Source organism: Romboutsia sp. 1001285H_161024_C4 (genome assembly GCF_015550185.1).
Taxonomy (GTDB): domain Bacteria; phylum Bacillota; class Clostridia; order Peptostreptococcales; family Peptostreptococcaceae; genus Romboutsia_C; species Romboutsia_C hominis.
Genome location: NZ_JADNAJ010000004.1, coordinates 21713 through 39814, shown reverse-complemented (window position 1 = coordinate 39814; position 18102 = coordinate 21713). Strand labels below are relative to the sequence as shown.

Genomic DNA, 18102 nt, shown 5'->3' with positions numbered 1-18102 from the left:
ATTGAAATAAAATAAACATATTAGCCATATTCTATGATGGTTAATAAAACAATAATAGTAAAATTAGATAAGGTGGAATTAAATGAATAATAAATTTGAGAGTTTAAAATTAAATAAAGATATATTAAAAGCATTGTATAATTTAGGCTATAATTCACCATCGAAAGTTCAGAGTGAAGTTATACCAAGGTTATTAAGATATGAAAATATAATAGTCAAATCAAAAACTGGGAGTGGAAAAACTGCGAGCTTTGCTATACCAATATGTGAAACAGTAGAAGTGGATAATAACAATCTTCAAGCACTAATAGTTGTACCCACTAGAGAGTTAGCACTTCAAGTAAAAGAAGAGATATCTAATATAGGTAGATTGAAGAAAATAAGATGTAGTGCTATATTTGGAAAACAACCTATGAAAGATCAAATAAAGGAGTTAAAGCAAAGAGTTCATATTGTAGTAGCAACTCCAGGAAGAATAATTGATCATATAAGTAGGGGTACAATTAACCTTGAAAGTATAAGATATTTTATAATTGATGAAGCAGATAAAATGCTTAAAAAAGGGTTTGTAGAAGATATGGAGTTTATATTTAATAGTATACCTAAAAATAGCATTAAAGGACTATTCTCAGCGACTATAGATAAAGATATAAAAAATATTTGCTTAGAATATATGAAAGATGCAGAAATGGTAGAAGTAAAAAATGAAAATTTATTAAATAATAAACAAATATCAGAAAAGACAGTCAAAGTAGAGGATAAAAAAAAGTATGATACTTTAAAAAATATAATATATTCTCAGGCTCCAGTATCAGTTATGATATTTTGCAATACAAAAGAAACTGTTACAAAACTTTATAAAAATTTAAAGGAAGATAGGTTTTTAGTAACAGAACTTCATGGTGATATGTCTCAAGACAAAAGAAATTTTACGATAAAAGATTTTAAAAATGGTAAGTTTAATATACTAGTAAGTACAGATGTAGCTGGTAGAGGTATACATATAGATGACATATCTTTAGTTATAAATTTTAATGTGCCTAGAGATAAAGAAAACTATATACATAGAATAGGTAGGACAGGTAGAAAAAAAAGCTTTGGAAAATCTATAACTATGGTAAATCAAAAAGATGAAAAGTATATGGAAGAAATAGAACATTATATTGGATATAAAATAGAAGATCTAGATGACATAAAAAAAGAAGATATTGCTTTAGGAAAAGCTAAGTTTGAAGAAAATAATAAAAAAGTTTTAAAAAATAGAAAAAATAGAAATGAAGAAAAAAAGGTTCACAGTGAAGTAACGAGACTATACCTAAATGCTGGAAAGAAAAAGAAAATAAGAGTTATAGATATTGTTGGAGCTCTTAATAGTATAGAGGGAATAAATAATGAAGATATAGGTGTAATAGAGGTACAAGACCTTTGTTCTTATGTAGATATATTAAATCACAAAGGTGAAATTATATTAAAGAAGTATAAAGAGATTAGTGTAAAAAAGAAGATGGTAAAAATAAAAAAAGATAGTAGATAAAAAACCCCCTTAACTTCTATAATACACCAAAAAAATATATAATAATAGCCTTAAAATGTAATTGTTTTCCTGTTATTATTTAAATATACAAGATAACTTGTATATTTAAAAATGTAGTCCAGATACAGGAGGTACATACTATGAGCGTAAAAATAATTTCAAAGCATGTAAAAGTTACAGAGGCAATAAGAGAAAAAATTGAAAGTAAGTTTGAAAAGCTAGAAAAATATATTAATGATGATTTTGATGTACATGTTAAAATAGATGTAAAGAGAAAAAATCAAAGTATTGAAGCGACAGTATATACTAAACATGGAACTATCGTTAGAGCTGAAGAATGCCAAGAAGATTTATATTCAGCAATAGACTTATTATATGATAAGCTTTATAAACAGCTTAGAAAATACAAAACACAAATGATAAGAAGAAATAGAAAAAATGAAAGTATAAGATTTGATAATATAGAGGAATATGAAGAAATAGATTTAGATGACGATGTAATAAAAAGAAGAAAGAAATTTAAAATGGACAAGCCAATAACTCCAGAAGATGCAATTGTTCAAATGAATTTATTAGGACATCAATTCTTTTTATTTAGAAATATAGAGACAAATAAAACAAGTATTATATATAAAAGACATGATGGATATGGCCTTATAGAACAAGTGTAATACCATAAACATTTAATAATAAAAAACGTATTGAAAATTTCAATACGTTTTTTATTATTAAAAAATAGCTTATTATTATTAATATAACTTGAATTATTTAGATTTTAGTTTTATACATTTTTTTGATATATAAAATATAATAAAACCAGCTAGACAAGTTGCTAGAGCTATAATTATATGTAAATCCACATCATACTCAAATACATAAGAACAAGCATTATCTAAAGCATGAAATAATATACAAAGCCAAATGCTATTAGTTTCCATGTATATGTAAGTAAGTACAAAAGAAGAAGCAATACAACTAAGAGCAAATGGAATAAAACTAGTATGTTGTTGTGGTGTACCAACTACAAACCATAAAGGTAGATGCCATAAGGACCAAATAATACCTATTATTAGAGAACTTTTAAAAGGAGAATATTTCTTTAGTAATTTAGGAAGTAAAAAACCTCTCCATCCTATTTCCTCTAATCCTCCCCCAAATATCATTATAGGAGTTAACCAACTTAAAAATATTAATGGGGATTTTAGTAAGGCACCATAGCCTCTAAACATTTCAACTACTATATATGGAACGGTCCAAAGTATTAAAGCGGCGATAATAACATATAAATATTCCTTTAGACTCCTGTTTGCATTTACACAGTTCCTTAAAAATCTATCAAATTCATCTTTAGACAAAAACTTTTTAGCGGTAATTAATCCAGCTAAAGCAGGAGAATACCCTGAAAGTGCATAAAATAACATAAAAATAGGAGAACCATATATTAAAATATTGAGTTGTGTTGTAGATATAGTTACTGTAAATCCAATTATACAAAAAAGTATTAGTACTATAAAAAAGTACTTTGTATCTTTTGAAATCAATTTTTTTCGCCTCCGAATTTTTTATAAGAATTAATTTATAGAATAATTCAAAGTATATTGAAATTATTGAATAACTATATAATTATTATACATAAGAAATCTAACTAATTTAATAGGGAAATTAAATAAAATTCGTATAATAAATATATATATATAGTTTATTTATAAACTAATAATTTGTTGATTATGAAAATACATTGTGCTACACTCAACTTGTAAAAATAAATAAAAGCTAGGGGAGCTATGATTGGATAGCTGAGAAGTAAAGCCATAACTTTCAGACTCTAAGAACCTGATTAAGATAATTCTTACGTAGGGAAGCTCGTATATTTTAATGTACCTAGATTTTTAGTTAAATAAGGCGCTCTCTATAAAAAGAGAGTGCTTTTTTAATGCTATTAAAGTTAAATTTATATAATTATTTTTATATCTTATAAAAGATAATCCTTAAAAGGAGGAAATGTAAGTGAAGGTAAATGGGGAAGAGTTTGAATTTAAATCAGATATGACAATATCAAAGTTATTAGAAGATATTGGAGTAAAAAAAGATAGCGTAGTAGTAGAGATAAATTTAAACATAATTGAAAATAATCAATACGATAGCTATATACTAAGAGAAGAAGATGTTATAGAAGTCATAAGGTTTGTTGGAGGGGGATAAGATGCAACTTTTTATAAATGAGCTACTTGTAAATATTGATGAAGATATAGTTACAGTAGATAAAGTTAAAGAAAAATATAAAAAAGATGCAGATATAATAATACTAAATGGTCATCCAGTAGATGCATATGTAGATTTAGAATTATATGAAAATGATAGAGTTACATTAATAAAAAGGGGTGAAATTCCAAAATTTGAAGAATTAGAAAATCTTATGGTTAGCAGACATACTCCAAATGTTCACTACAAATTAAAAAATGGAAAAGTAGCAATATTAGGTATTGGTGGATTGGGTTCAAATATAGCTATATCTTTAGCTAGAATAGGCGTAGGAACATTAATACTAGCAGACTTTGATATAGTAGAACCATCTAATTTAAATAGACAACAATATTTTATAAATGATATAGGAAAATATAAAACCGAGGCACTTAAAAATAATATAGAAAATATTAATCCATTTATAGAAGTTGAAACTATAAACAAAATAATAGATTCATCAAATATACATGAATTTGGGAACGTAGATATAATAATAGAGGCTTTTGATAATCCAAAGTACAAAGCAGAAATTGCAAATAACATTTTAACTAAAATGAGAGATAAATATTTAATATCCTCATCTGGAGTGGCAGGATATTATGATTCTAACATAATAAAAACAAGAAAAATCAGAGATAAATTTTACATATGTGGAGATGAGATAAATGAAGCTAAAGAAGGTGATGGGCTTATGGCACCAAGGGTGGCTATATGTGCTAATCACATGGCTAATTTAGCAACAAAAATATTGATAGAAGACAAATAAGATTATGTGGGGGATAAAAATGGATAAATTAATATTAAACGGACATGAGTTTAATAGTAGACTTTTAATAGGAACGGGAAAATATAGTTCAAATGATATGTTACCAAGAGTAATAGAGTCAAGTAACAGTGAAATAATAACTATGGCACTAAGAAGAGTAGACTTAGACAATACAGAAGAAAATATACTATCACATATACCTAGCAATATGACAATACTTCCTAATACATCAGGAGCGACTAATCATATGGAAGCTGTTAGGATAGCAAGAATAGCTAGAAAAATGGGATGTGGAAACTTTATAAAAATAGAAGTAATAAGTGATACAAAATACTTATTACCCGATAATGAAGAAACTATAAAAGCAACTAAAATACTTGCTGATGAAGGATTTGTAGTTCTTCCATATATGAGTCCAGATCTATATGCAGGCAAAAGGCTAATAGAAGCAGGGGCAGCAGCAGTTATGCCACTTGGGGCACCAATAGGTTCTAATAGAGGGCTTAAAATGAAAGAAATGATAAAAATAATGATAGAAGAATTAGATATACCAATAATAGTAGATGCAGGAATTGGAAAACCATCTCAGGCTATGGAAGCTATGGAAATGGGGGCAGCAGCAGTACTTGTAAACACTGCAATAGCTAGTGCAGGCGACCCTATAAAAATGGCGAATGCTTTCAAATTAGCAGTTGAAGGTGGAAGAGAAGCATATTTAGCTAAAACAGGAAGAGTAAGCAATTTTGCAAATGCATCTTCACCTCTTACTGGATTTTTAAGTGAAGTAGGTGTTTAATTTGAGTTTTTATAATGTTATAGAAAAGTATAAAGATATTGATATAGATAAATATCTAGAAAATGTATCAAATTATGATGTTTTAAGAAGTTTAGAAAAGGATAATTTAGATGAATATGATTTATTAAATTTATTATCTAAAAAAGCCACTAAATACCTGGAAGAAATGGCACAAAAAGCACACGAGATAACTAATAGATATTTTGGAAAGACTATACTTTTGTATACTCCTATGTATATAGCAAACTATTGTGTAAATAAATGTCTATACTGTGGATATAATATAGATTCTGGAATAAGTAGAAAAAAGCTCAACATTAATGAAATTAAAATAGAAGGAAATGAAATATCTAAAGAGGGATTTAAGCATTTGTTGCTTTTAACTGGAGAAAGTAAGATTCATTCAGACGTAGAGTATATAGGTGAAGCTGTAGAAGTTCTTAAAGATAAATTTCCATCTATTACAATAGAAGTTTATCCAATGGATGAAGAAGAGTATAAATATTTAGTAGATAAAGGCGTTGAAGGGCTTACTGTATACCAAGAAGTATATGATGAAAATATTTATAAAGAGGTACATTTAAAAGGTCCAAAATCTAATTATAAATATAGATTAGACTCACCAGAAAGAGGAATAAAAGCTGGAATGAGAAGTGTATCAATAGGTTCGTTACTTGGTCTTAATGATTTTAGAAAAGAAACTTTTTTTACATTAATGCATGGAAGATATTTAAGAAAAAAATATCCACATGTAGACGTTTCATACTCAATACCTAGAATAAGACCATTTAAGGGATGTTATGAAAAAATAATTGATATCAATGATAATGATTTAGTACAAGCTATGGTTGTTATGAGATTATTTGATAATCAAGGTGGTATAAATTTATCGACTAGAGAAAGCTTATCATTGCGAAGAAATTTAATACCTTTGGGAGTTACAAAATTAAGTGCAGGTGTATCAACAAATGTAGGAGGGCATTCTCAAAATAGTAAAGATACATCTCAATTTAAAATTAGTGATGAAAGTAGTGTTAGTGATATAAAAGCCATGTTAAAAGATATTGGATACCAACAAATATTTAAAGATTGGGAAAGGTTTTAATGTATCTAATAACGAATAGGCATCTATGCAAATATGATAGGTATATTGAAGTTATAAAAGAAGCATCTTATTGTGGCGTTAAAAATATAATACTAAGAGAAAAAGATCTGAGTAATGATGAGCTAGAAAATTTATATCTTAAGATTAAAAAAAATATAAATAAAGATACTAAGATAATAATAAATAGCAATATAGAAGTATTTAAAAGAGTTGATGCCGACGGTATACATTTACCATTTGATAAGTTTATAGATATTTATGATGAAAAAAATAAAAAAGATACAAATGAGTATATAGATATCAAAAACTTTAATAAAATATTAGGAGTATCAACTCATAGTATAAAAGATATAGTAGAAGTACTAAAAAGAAATGCAGATTATATATTTTTATCACACATATATGAAACTAAATGTAAGGAAAACTTAAAACCTAAAGGAATTGAAATATTAAAAGAGGCCAATTCTTTACTTATTAATTCAAATATAAATTTAATTGCATTAGGTGGAATAACACCTAGCAATGTCAAATACATAGTAGATTATTGTGATGATATAGCTGTTATGTCTAACCTAATGAGTAGTAAAAATATAAAAAAAACAATAAATGAATATAATATAGATTAAAAGTTAGCGTCTAAAATAATTTTTATTATTTTAGACGCTAACTTTTATTATAAATAGGTATTTTTATGTATTTTACTATTTAAAATAGTTACAATCTTTGATCTAGTAAAGGATTAGAATTTAAAGTTAATACCATTTAAATCATGAGTTTTATTTAGATAAATTAACTTTTATTGAGATTTTTATTACATAATCATCATATTCTTGAACTGCTAAATCATCAAGTATTATATCTTCATAGAAATGACCTTGAACAGATAGATTATTTTCTTCTATAAACTTTAAAATCTTATTATAAGTAATGCTAGTGTTATAATAACTACCCCTATGATATGCAACAATGTACAATCCCTTAGCTTTAGTAAAATTAGAATATTCTTTATTAGGAAGTTTATTATATATATATTTATAATCTAAGTAATTACCATTAGCTATATCACTGTATTCAAGCATTTCACCTAAAAAATGGGGGTAAGCTATACCTCTATCTTCACAACGACCTATATGAGCAGAAAAAGCCTCATAAACTTCTTTATCTGTAGAACAATTAAAAACTTTTGAAATAAATATGTATTCTTCTTGTAATGGTAAAATGCTGACTTTATCTGTATAATTATTAATAAAATCTTTGGAGTATTCAATTTTTCTATCAATAAAGAGTTTTATCTGGTTTAACTTATCTATTTTATTGATTACATTTATACGTTCCTTTTCTAGTAAATTAATTAATTCATTGGGATTTCTCTTACTTAAGTATTCTTTTATTTCTTTTAAAGGCATACCAATATCCTTTAGCATTGTTATAGCTCCAAACGTTTCTATTTGTTGATAAGAATAATATCTATAATTATTATCTCCTTTTATTTCAGGAGAAAAAATTCCAACTTGATCGTAATGATAAAGAGTTTGCTTACTAGTTTTGCAAAGCTTAGCAAATTCTCCAGTAGTAAAATGTATATTCTTATTAATTTTCATATAAAACACTCCAGATAATATAATAGTTTAATTATAAATATAACACAAAATGTTTAAGATTAAACTAATTAGCATTAATTTATGATAGTCTCCAATTCAAAAGTAAATACTATAAAAATAATAAAATTTTTATAATAGGAAGATATGGAAAGTGTAAGGGAAGTTTTAACAAATGGAAATTTTACTTATTAGTAAAAATTAAATTAAAATTTTTTAAGGAAAATATAAGTATTTTATATCCACAAATGGATATTAATTAAAAAAAAGAAGATAAGTAGATTTTATTGCAAAAATTATGGTGTATTTGATTTTGTATAATGAACAAACTAATGTTAAATAGATTATAAAAAGGAGTGAAGGTAGTGGAAGATAATAATTCTTTTATGGATGGATTAAGAAATTTGGGAAAGCAACTACTTTACACAGAAAGTGAGAATACAAATACTGATAGAGAGAATATAACAGAAATAAACAGTAATGGGAATAAAAGATGTATAACTAGAGCAGGCGCAGGGCCTAAAAGTCATAATAGAGTAGGTAACCCAAATAATAAATTTAGATAAATAATAAAATAATATCATTATGGAGGTAGTAATATGAAAAAAGGATTAATACCAGTAGCTTTAGGAACAGTAGTAACAGCAACAGGATTGATGTTAGATGCTAAGCAAAATAAAAAAGAGAAGTTCAATAGAAAAGATTATAAAAATATGGCAGGTGCACTTCTAGTGGGAGCAGGAGTTGCTCATATTGCCTTAGGTGGAATAGACATAGCTAAATATTAAAATAAGAGGAGATTATTCATTCTCCTCTTATTTTATATTATATTTAGAAATCACTATTATTAGGTGCTTGTCATATAAATGAAAACAAGTCGTTAATATATGTAAGAGCTTATTTTTGTTTTTGAAGATAAAAATTTAAATTAATAATTATTAATAAATAAAAAAATATTGACAATGATAATAATTATCAATACAATAAAAGTAAGTTGAAAATTAATTTCAAGAGATATGTATTTTCATATAAGGTTATAGCTAGGAGGAAAGATGAAGAAAAGATACTTAGGAATAATATTGATAATATTATCTGCAATATCAGTATTTTTAGGAGTACATAACATAAAGATAGTAGATATATTAACTTTAAATGAAGAACAATTAAATATTTTATTAATAAGCAGATTGCCTAGATTAATAAGTATATTAGTTGCAGGAATAGGAATGAGTATATGTGGTCTTATAATGCAACAAATAAGTAGAAATAAATTTGTATCTCCAACAACAGGAGCTACTATTGATTCAGCTCAATTAGGACTGATATTTGCGATGCTAATTCTACCAAATGCAACTATGGGTAGCAAAATGATAACATCTTTTGTATTTGCTCTTGGTGGGACCTTTATATTCATGAAAATATTAAAAAGTTTAAAGTTTAAAAATGCTGTGTTTGTACCGTTAGTTGGTATAATGTTTGGAAATATAATAGGTTCAATGACGACTTTTATAGCATATAAATATGATTTAATGCAAGATATAACTTCTTGGATGCAAGGAAATTTCTCTATGATACTTAAAGGAAACTATGAAATATTATACATAACAATACCAATGATAATACTTGCATATATTTATGCAAATAAATTTACTATAGCTGGTATGGGTGAAGATTTTGCGACAAACCTAGGACTTAATTACAATAAAGTTGTGAACTTAGGGTTAATTATCGTAGCAATAGTTACAGTATGTGTAGTAACAACAGTAGGAAGTATACCTTTTATAGGATTAATAGTACCAAATATAGTATCAATTTATAAAGGTGATAATGTAAAAGATAGTATATGGCATACAGGGTTATTTGGAGCAATATTTGTGTTAACATGTGATATATTCTCAAGGATTGTAATATATCCTTATGAAATACCAATAGGATTAACAGTTGGTGTTATAGGAAGTATAGTTTTCCTTTATATGATATTAAGGAGGAAGTCATATGCAAGTTAGTAGTGTAAATAAATTACCTAGTAAAAATATAAATATTAGATTACAAAAAGAAAACAGGCAAAAAAGAATTATATATTTAATAGGATTAATGGTTATTGCATTTTCAGCACTATTCTTAATAGCAGGGGTAAATCCAGAACATATAGATTATGCTATGAGCCAAAGAATACCTAAGTTAATAGCAATAGTATTAACAGGTGGATGTATAGCTTTTTCATCCATGATTTTTCAAACCATAACTAATAATAATATACTTACACCAAGTGTATTAGGTTTAGATTCTTTATACATATTAGTTCAGACGCTTATAGTATTTATTGTTGGAATAGATAGCAAATTTATAGCAAGTAAAAGTCATAACTTTTTATTATCAGTAGTAATAATGGTTGTAGCATCTTTTGTTTTATATAAGAAACTTTTTGAAAAAAGTGGGAATAATATATTTTTCTTACTTCTTGTAGGGATGATATTTGGAACTTTGTTTAAAAGTATGTCTACTTTCATGCAAGTTGTAATAGACCCAAATGAGTATGCTACTCTTCAAAATAGCCTACATGCAAGTTTTGGGAATGTAAATACAGAAATACTTTTAATAGCATCCATAATTTTAATAGCAATAATACCATTTATATATGATAAACTTAAGTATTTAGATGTATTATGTTTAGGTAAAGATAATGCCATAAATTTAGGTGTGGATTATGATAAAGTTGTTAAAAAGATGATAATAGTAGTATCTATATTAGTATCAATATCTACAGCTTTAGTAGGTCCAATAACTTTCTTAGGACTATTAGTAGTAAATATAACAAAGCAACTGCTAAGCACATATAAGCACAGTTACTTAATAGTAGCATCGATTCTTATAAGTATATCAACATTAGTTGGTGGTCAATTCTTAGTAGAAAGAGTATTTAGCTTTAATACAACTCTAAGTGTAATTATAAACTTTGTAGGGGGAGTATATTTTATATACTTATTGCTAAAGGAGAGTAAAGCATAATGATAGTAGTAAAAGATATAATAAAAAAATATTCAAATAAGTCAGTAGTTGACAATGTTTCAATAAATATAGAAAAAGGAAAAATAACATCCTTTATAGGCCCAAATGGAGCTGGAAAAAGTACTGCCCTATCTATAATAACTAGGTTAATGAAAAAAGATGGTGGAGAAGTTATTATAGATGGAAAGAGATTAGAAGATTGGGATAATAAAGAATTATCTACTAAAATAGCTATATTAAAACAATCTAATCATATAAATCTAAAGCTTACAATAAGAGAGCTTGTTGCCTTTGGAAGGTTTCCACATAGTCAAGGAAGGCTTACAGAAGAAGATAATAAATATATAGATGAAGCAATAGAATATATGAAGCTTAAAAGTATAGAAGATAGATACTTAGATGAATTAAGTGGAGGACAAAGACAAAGAGCTTACATAGCAATGGTTATAGCTCAAAATACGGAATATGTATTTTTAGATGAACCACTTAATAATTTAGACATGAAGCACTCAGTTGAAATGATGAGGGTACTTAGAAATTTATGTGATGAGCTAGGAAAGACTGTAATTTTAGTTATGCATGATATAAATTATACATCTTGCTATTCAGATTATATAGTAGCACTTAAAGATGGAAAAATAGCAAAGCATGGAAAGACTGATGAGATAATAAATAAGGAAGTATTAGAAGCAATATATGAGATGAAATTTGATATTCAAGAGATAAATGGAGATAAAATTTGTATTTATTTCTAAAAAATTTAAGGTTTTAATGATAAAGATAATCAATATAAAATAATAGAAATTATTAGGAGGACTTATTATGAATAAAAAAGTAGCAGCTATATCAGGTTTGGTTATAGCAGGATTAATAGGAGGGGCATTAGTATTTTCAAATAAAGGAGATAAAGAAGTTGCATCTAAAGCAGATGAAACAGTTAAGGTAGAGCATGCCTTAGGAACTACGGAGGTAGGAGTTAATCCTAAGAGAGTGGTAGTGTTTGACTATGCAGCATTAGATGTAATGCAAAGTTTAGGTATAGATGGTGTAGTAGGAACTCCGCAATCATCTTCGATACCAGAATATTTAAGCGAATACAAAGGGTCTAAGTATGGAAATGTTGGAGGCTTAAAAGAACCAAATTTAGAAAAGGTAAATGAACTTAAGCCAGATTTAATAATAATAAATGGAAGACAACATAGTTTCTATGATAAGTTTACGGAAATAGCACCAACTATATCATTATCAAAAGAAGATGGGAAGTACATGGAATCTTTTACTCACAATATGGAGGTTATAGGAGATATATTTGATAAAGAAGATAAGGTAGATGCTGAGTTAGCTAAGATAAATAAAAAAGTAGAAGAAATAAATAAGAAAGTAACAGAAAAAGATTTAGATGCAACAACTTTAATGGTTAGTGATGGATCATTAAGTGTACTTGGATCAGAATCAAGATTTGGGATAATATATAAGAGTTTAGGATTTAAAGAGACAGATGAGAATGTGAAAAATTCTGATCATGGACAAGATGTTTCATTTGAATATATAGCAAGTCAAGATTCAGATTATATATTTGTTGTTGATAAGTCAGTTATATCTAGTGATGAAGGTCAAAAGCCAGCACAGGAAATATTAAATAATGAATTAATAAATAATACTAGGGCAGCTAAAGATGGAAATATAGTTTATTTAGATACTCATTCATGGTATTTAAGTGATGGTGGAATAATATCTACAAATACTATGCTAGATGAGGTAGATGAAGCAATAAGCAAATAATAATTCACGTATAATACAAATAAATGTAACTTACTAAAAGTTGTATGAGGATGGGTTTAATTCTTATACAACTTTTGTTCTTTAGTAACTATTATACAAGTTATATTATTTGTAAGAATAATATAGATATCATTTACTTATAGATAAATTAGAAATATAATTATGTGGAGTGCATAAAATCTTTGAAATATAAAATGGTTTTAAAATATTATATACAATGTATAAATATATTGAAAGATGGAGGTAGACAATGATAAAAGAATTCATAAAATATTACAAACCTTATAAAAAATTGTTTGTACTTGATTTACTAGCTGCTTTCACAGTGGCACTATGTGACTTAGTTTATCCAATGATAACTAGAAGTATAATGGATGATGTTGTACCAAATAAAGATACAAGAATGTTAGTTGTATTTGCAATATCTCTATTAGTTATATTTATTATAAAAGCAGGATTAAACTATTTTATGCAATACTGGGGGCATGTAGTAGGTGTAAGGATGCAAGCTGATATGAGAAGCTATGTATTTACTCATCTTCAAAAACTTCCAAGTTCTTATTTTAATAATAATAAAACAGGTGTTATAATGTCTAGAATAATAAATGACCTTATGGAGATATCTGAATTGGCTCATCATGGACCAGAAGACTTATTCATATCTATTGTCATGTTGGTTGGTTCATTCTTTATATTATTAGGAATAAATATAGAGCTTACACTAATAGTTTTTGCTATATTACCTATAATACTTTTATATGCTATAACTCAAAGAAAGAGAATGAATAAGGCATTTAAAGAAACTAGAGTAAAAACTGGTGATGTAAATGCTACTTTAGAAAATAGTATAGCAGGTATGAAAGTTACTAAATCATTCTGTACCCAAGAAGAAGAATTAGAAAAATTTAATAAATCTAATAACATATTTAAATACGCAAGAGAAAGTGCATATAAAGTTATGGCACAATATTTTTCGGGAATGTTTTTATTTATAGATTTATTAGAGTTAGTTGTTTTAATAGTAGCAGGATATTTTACTTATATGAATCGTATAACGTTAGGTGATTTCGCAGCATATCTTTTATATGTAAAAATGTTTATACAGCCAATTAGAAAATTAATAAACTTTACTGAGCAATACCAAAATGGTATGACAGGATTTGAAAGATTTATGGAAATAATAAATGAAGAAACAGAAAAGGAAGCTAAAAACCCAATAGAACTTAATGGTGTAAAAGGTAATATAGAAATAGAAAATGTATCTTTTACATATGAAGATGAAAATCAAGTTTTAGATAATTTAAATTTATCTATAGAAGCTGGAAAAACAATAGCCTTAGTTGGTCCATCAGGTGGAGGTAAAACAACTTTATGTAATCTTATACCTAGGTTTTTTGATTTTGATGAAGGTAGCATAAAGATAGATGGAATAAATATTAAAGACGTAAGCTTAGATTCCCTAAGAAAAAATATAGGGGTTGTAGCACAAGATGTATTTTTATTTACAGGAACTATAAGAGATAATATTGTAATAGGAAAAACTGGTGCTACTGATGAAGAAATAGTAGAGGCTTGTAAAAAGGCTAAAATACATGATTTTATACAAACTCTTCCTAAAGGTTATGATACATATATAGGAGAAAGAGGAGTTAAGTTATCAGGAGGACAAAAACAAAGAATTTCTATAGCTAGAATATTTTTAAAAAATCCTCCAATAATGATACTAGATGAGGCTACATCAGCACTTGATAATGTCACAGAATATGAAATACAAAAATCTTTAGAAGAGCTAAGTAAAGATAGAACAAATTTAGTTGTGGCACATAGATTATCAACTATAAAAAATGCAGATGAGATAGTAGTATTAACGGAAAAAGGTATAGAAGAGAGAGGAACTCATAAGGAACTTATAGAAAAAGGTGGAGTTTACTCAAAACTTCATAGAAAATAGTAAGTTATATAACAAAAAGATGATTCTAACTTTAGAATCATCTTTTGTTTTTATAAATCAACCCAAGTTGATTTACCTGTATATATAAACTCTGTATGTCTACACTTAGGACAGACGTAAATTTTAAACATTAAATGCTCCTCTACATCAAAGATAGCTTTAAAAAATCCACGGTCAGCCTCTTGAGAATCAAATCTATATTCTTTTAAAAATTCAAGACTTGTGTCACATCTTAAACAGTTCATAAAATATTCCCCCTTAATAAACAAGTAAGTAATATAATTGTAAGATATATTTAGACAAATTTGGTTGCAATATGGTTACATATACCTAAATTAGACAATAAGAAATATTAGAAAGTTATAGAATCTTACAAAAGTGTAATGAAAATGAAAGACAAATGAATATGTAGATTTTTGGATTTAGTATAAAATACATATATAAGAAATCTAAGGAGGTTATTAAATGAATAATATATTAAAAGTTGAAAATATAGAAAAATACTATGGAAATAAAGACAATATAACAAAGGCAATTGATAATATAAGTTTTAGAGTAGATGAAGGAGAATTTGTTGGTATAATGGGTCCTTCAGGAAGTGGTAAGACAACTCTACTAAACTGTATATCGACAATAGACAATGTATCTACAGGAAATATAATAATAAATGGTCAAAATATAACGAATTTAAAATCAAAAAAACTAGATAAGTTTAGACAAAATGAATTAGGATTTATATTTCAGGACTTTAATCTTTTAGATACTTTAACAAATTATGAAAATATAGCATTAGCTCTTACTATAAAAGGAGAGAAGCCATCTAATATAGACTCTAAAGTAAAAGAAGTAGCAAAATATCTAGAAATAGAAAAAGCATTAAATAAATATCCATACCAAATATCAGGAGGACAAAAGCAAAGAGTAGCATCAGCAAGAGCGATTGTTACAAATCCATCACTTGTACTTGCAGATGAACCTACAGGAGCATTAGATTCAAAATCAGCAAGATTATTACTTGAAAGATTTGAAAGTTTAAATGAAGACTTAAAAACAACAATACTTATGGTTACACATGATGCCTTTACTGCAAGTTATGCTCATAGAATCTTATTTATAAAAGATGGAAAAATATTTAGTGAGTTAGTAAGAGGTAGTGATACTAGAAAAGAATTTTTCAACAGAATAATAGAAGTTATAACTCTTCTTGGAGGTGATGACAACGATGTATTCTAAGATAGCAATAGGAAATGTAAAAAAGAGTTTTAAAGATTATGCTATATATTTTTTAACACTAACTTTAGCTGTAAGTATATTCTATAGTTTTAACTCAATAGAATCTCAAAAAGCTATTTTAGAGATGAACAATTCAACAATGGGATTTGTAGATACACTATCTAAGATTATAGGTGGAATATCTGTATTTGTATCATTTATATTAGGTAGTTTAATAGTATATGCAAATAATTTTTTAATCAAAAAACGTAAAAAAGAGCTTGGAATATATATGACTTTAGGTATGGGTAAAGGAAAAATATCTAAAATACTAATTTTAGAAACACTTATAGTTGGGGTAATATCATTAGCAAGTGGGCTTATATTAGGACTAATAATGAGTCAAGGGTTATCATTATTTACATCTAAATTATTTGAAGTAAATATGAGTGAGTATAAATTTATTTTTTCTACAAGTGCAATAATCAAAACCATAATATACTTTGGAATAATATTTTTAATTGTTATGGCATTTAATGTAATTGTAATATCTAGATACAAGATAATAGATTTATTAACTGCAGGGAAAAAGAATGAAAATATAAGATTTAAAAATCCAATTATATACCTAATAACATTTATCTTATGCTTAATTTCAATAGGAACTGCATATAAGTTAATATTAGATGTTAAACTTAATATTGAAGATATAAGATTTTCAATGTCAATAGGACTTGGTGTGGTTGGTACATTCTTATTTTTCTATAGTTTAGCTGGATTTGGATTATATATATTTAAAAATAGTAAAAATATTTATTTTAGAGGATTAAATATTTTTATAACAAAGCAAATAAATAGCAAAGTTAATACAAACTTTATATCAATGTCTATTGTATGTCTAATGTTATTTTTAACTATGGGAATGTTATCAACTGGAATAGGGTTTAAAAATGCATTAGAAAAAGGACTTGAGAAAACAACACCATTTGATGCTAGTGCGAGAGTATTTGCAAATGAAGATGATAAAATTAAAAGTATAAAAGATGCTTTAAATAATTTAGGATTTAAATTTAATGATAAAGACAAATATTTATACTATAATACATATGACTCAGGATTTGAGATAAAGAATCTAAATAAAGGTTTAGATAAGGAAAATCAAAAGAATTTAAACAAGATAGAGGACATAGGTGCTGATTTTATAAAAATATCAGAATACAATGACATAAGAAAGCTAGAGGGTAAAAAAAGTATAAGCTTAGGTAAGAATGAAGTTTTAATTATGTCAAATAATAATATGGCTAGCAAAATAATAAATAACTTTTTAGAAAATAATAAAGAGATAAAAATAGATAAAAAAAATTATAAGGTTAAAAATGAAAAGGCTATAGAGGACTCTCTTCATACAACTGCTTTAGCTGACAATATGTTTACTATAGTAGTTAATGATGATTTAACAAACAAACTTCAAGTTAGAGAATCTTATTTAAATGTGAATTTTGGAGAAAATAGCAAGAACTCAGAAGAAAAACTATCTAAATTATTTGATGATTTTAAAAATGGTAAGATTGACTATAAAAATTCAGCATTTATCTACGGAGAAACTAAGGTTCAAGTATATGCAGAAAGTAAAGGTATGACAACAATTATGTTATTTATAGGTATATACCTAGGAATAATATTCTTAATATCTAGTATGGCAGTATTAGCATTACAACAGTTATCAGAAGCAAGTGATAGTATAGAAAGATATAAATCACTAAGAAGAATAGGTGCAAATGATAAAATGATAAATAAGAGTATATTTATACAAACATTAATATATTTTAGTTTACCAATAGTACTTGCATTTATACATTCTATAGTTGGTATAAAAGTATCAAATGAGTTTATAGCTATGTATGGTAAGCCAGATATAGGATTATCATCTTTAGTAACTGCGTTAATATTTGTGTTTATATATGTTGGATATTTCTATGCAACTTATACTGGATATAAAAATATAGTCAAAAATTCATAATATAAAAATAAGCTAGATACAATATATGTATCTAGCTTGTTTTGTATATTAAAAAAGTATTTGTTTAATGTGGAACTTGTAGTAA

The 18102-nt window shown here is 26.4% G+C and carries 19 protein-coding genes and 1 riboswitch; of the genes, 16 read left to right on the top strand and 3 right to left on the bottom strand.

The genetic code is table 11. The features are described 5' to 3' along the window. Positions 1-82 precede the first annotated feature (82 nt). Together I1959_RS08395 and hpf are read left to right on the top strand one after the other, a co-directional pair. Entirely contained in the window at positions 83-1534 is a 1452-nt protein-coding gene (locus I1959_RS08395; RefSeq protein ID WP_195237920.1) for a DEAD/DEAH box helicase, read from the top strand. 140 nt (positions 1535-1674) lie between these two features. Then, positions 1675-2205 (top strand): ribosome hibernation-promoting factor, HPF/YfiA family, encoded by a 531-nt coding sequence (gene hpf, locus I1959_RS08390; RefSeq protein WP_092922933.1) that lies wholly within the window; start codon positions 1675-1677, stop codon positions 2203-2205. A gap of 93 nt (positions 2206-2298) precedes the next feature. On the opposite strand, the gene I1959_RS08385 is transcribed toward hpf, so the two are convergent. Continuing rightward, positions 2299-3075: a CPBP family intramembrane glutamic endopeptidase gene (locus I1959_RS08385; protein WP_166504820.1), complete on the bottom strand. Its 777-nt coding sequence runs from the start codon at positions 3073-3075 to the stop codon at positions 2299-2301. Between the two features lie 224 nt (positions 3076-3299). Beyond that, a riboswitch (TPP riboswitch) is annotated at positions 3300-3411 on the top strand. Positions 3412-3541: 130 nt separating this feature from the next. On the opposite strand from I1959_RS08385, the gene thiS reads away from it, so the two are divergent. The 5 genes from thiS to I1959_RS08360 are packed head-to-tail and all read left to right on the top strand — an operon-like array spanning position 3542 to position 7071. Further along, positions 3542-3736 (top strand): sulfur carrier protein ThiS, encoded by a 195-nt coding sequence (gene thiS / locus I1959_RS08380; protein ID WP_166504821.1) that lies wholly within the window; start codon positions 3542-3544, stop codon positions 3734-3736. Position 3737: 1 nt separating this feature from the next. Beyond that, complete coding sequence (gene thiF / locus I1959_RS08375; protein ID WP_166504822.1) at positions 3738-4544, top strand: sulfur carrier protein ThiS adenylyltransferase ThiF; 807 nt, start codon at positions 3738-3740, stop codon at positions 4542-4544. 19 nt (positions 4545-4563) lie between these two features. Further along, positions 4564-5340, top strand: a complete 777-nt coding sequence (locus I1959_RS08370) for a thiazole synthase (RefSeq protein WP_166504823.1) — start codon at positions 4564-4566, stop codon at positions 5338-5340. 1 nt (position 5341) lies between these two features. Further along, positions 5342-6445 (top strand): 2-iminoacetate synthase ThiH, encoded by a 1104-nt coding sequence (thiH, locus tag I1959_RS08365; RefSeq protein ID WP_092922948.1) that lies wholly within the window; start codon positions 5342-5344, stop codon positions 6443-6445. Next, positions 6445-7071, top strand: a complete 627-nt coding sequence (locus I1959_RS08360; protein WP_195237918.1) for a thiamine phosphate synthase — start codon at positions 6445-6447, stop codon at positions 7069-7071. The genes thiH and I1959_RS08360 overlap by 1 nt, the downstream gene beginning before the upstream one ends. A gap of 150 nt (positions 7072-7221) precedes the next feature. Here the strand turns inward: I1959_RS08360 and I1959_RS08355 are convergent, their stop codons facing one another. After that, positions 7222-8046 (bottom strand): MerR family transcriptional regulator, encoded by an 825-nt coding sequence (locus I1959_RS08355; RefSeq protein ID WP_092922954.1) that lies wholly within the window; start codon positions 8044-8046, stop codon positions 7222-7224. 362 nt (positions 8047-8408) lie between these two features. Between I1959_RS08355 and I1959_RS08350 the strand changes: the two genes are divergently transcribed. The 7 genes from I1959_RS08350 (at position 8409) to I1959_RS08320 (ending at position 14785) form a co-directional block, all read left to right on the top strand. Beyond that, the gene (locus I1959_RS08350; RefSeq protein WP_166504825.1) at positions 8409-8609 is read left to right on the top strand and encodes a hypothetical protein; all 201 of its coding nucleotides are present in this window, start codon (positions 8409-8411) and stop codon (positions 8607-8609) included. Between the two features lie 33 nt (positions 8610-8642). Beyond that, complete coding sequence (locus I1959_RS08345) at positions 8643-8831, top strand: hypothetical protein (protein WP_092922961.1); 189 nt, start codon at positions 8643-8645, stop codon at positions 8829-8831. A gap of 264 nt (positions 8832-9095) precedes the next feature. After that, positions 9096-10049 carry an ABC transporter permease gene (locus I1959_RS08340; protein WP_166504826.1) on the top strand — a complete coding sequence of 318 codons (954 nt, stop codon included), beginning with the start codon at positions 9096-9098 and terminating at the stop codon, positions 10047-10049. Then, entirely contained in the window at positions 10039-11052 is a 1014-nt protein-coding gene (locus I1959_RS08335) for an iron chelate uptake ABC transporter family permease subunit (protein WP_330615174.1), read from the top strand. The genes I1959_RS08340 and I1959_RS08335 overlap by 11 nt, the downstream gene beginning before the upstream one ends. Further along, positions 11052-11807 (top strand): iron ABC transporter ATP-binding protein, encoded by a 756-nt coding sequence (locus tag I1959_RS08330; RefSeq protein ID WP_092922970.1) that lies wholly within the window; start codon positions 11052-11054, stop codon positions 11805-11807. Before I1959_RS08335 ends, I1959_RS08330 begins: the two co-directional genes overlap by 1 nt. A gap of 67 nt (positions 11808-11874) precedes the next feature. Then, the gene (locus tag I1959_RS08325; protein WP_195237916.1) at positions 11875-12834 is read left to right on the top strand and encodes a siderophore ABC transporter substrate-binding protein; all 960 of its coding nucleotides are present in this window, start codon (positions 11875-11877) and stop codon (positions 12832-12834) included. 250 nt (positions 12835-13084) lie between these two features. Further along, positions 13085-14785, top strand: a complete 1701-nt coding sequence (locus tag I1959_RS08320; protein ID WP_092922976.1) for an ABC transporter ATP-binding protein — start codon at positions 13085-13087, stop codon at positions 14783-14785. Positions 14786-14835: 50 nt separating this feature from the next. On the opposite strand, the gene I1959_RS08315 is transcribed toward I1959_RS08320, so the two are convergent. Beyond that, positions 14836-15030, bottom strand: a complete 195-nt coding sequence (locus I1959_RS08315) for a zinc ribbon domain-containing protein (protein WP_092922979.1) — start codon at positions 15028-15030, stop codon at positions 14836-14838. Positions 15031-15250: 220 nt separating this feature from the next. On the opposite strand from I1959_RS08315, the gene I1959_RS08310 reads away from it, so the two are divergent. Together I1959_RS08310 and I1959_RS08305 are read left to right on the top strand one after the other, a co-directional pair. Further along, positions 15251-16018: an ABC transporter ATP-binding protein gene (locus I1959_RS08310; RefSeq protein ID WP_092922982.1), complete on the top strand. Its 768-nt coding sequence runs from the start codon at positions 15251-15253 to the stop codon at positions 16016-16018. Then, positions 16008-18017, top strand: a complete 2010-nt coding sequence (locus tag I1959_RS08305) for an FtsX-like permease family protein (protein ID WP_195237914.1) — start codon at positions 16008-16010, stop codon at positions 18015-18017. Before I1959_RS08310 ends, I1959_RS08305 begins: the two co-directional genes overlap by 11 nt. Positions 18018-18102 lie beyond the last annotated feature (85 nt).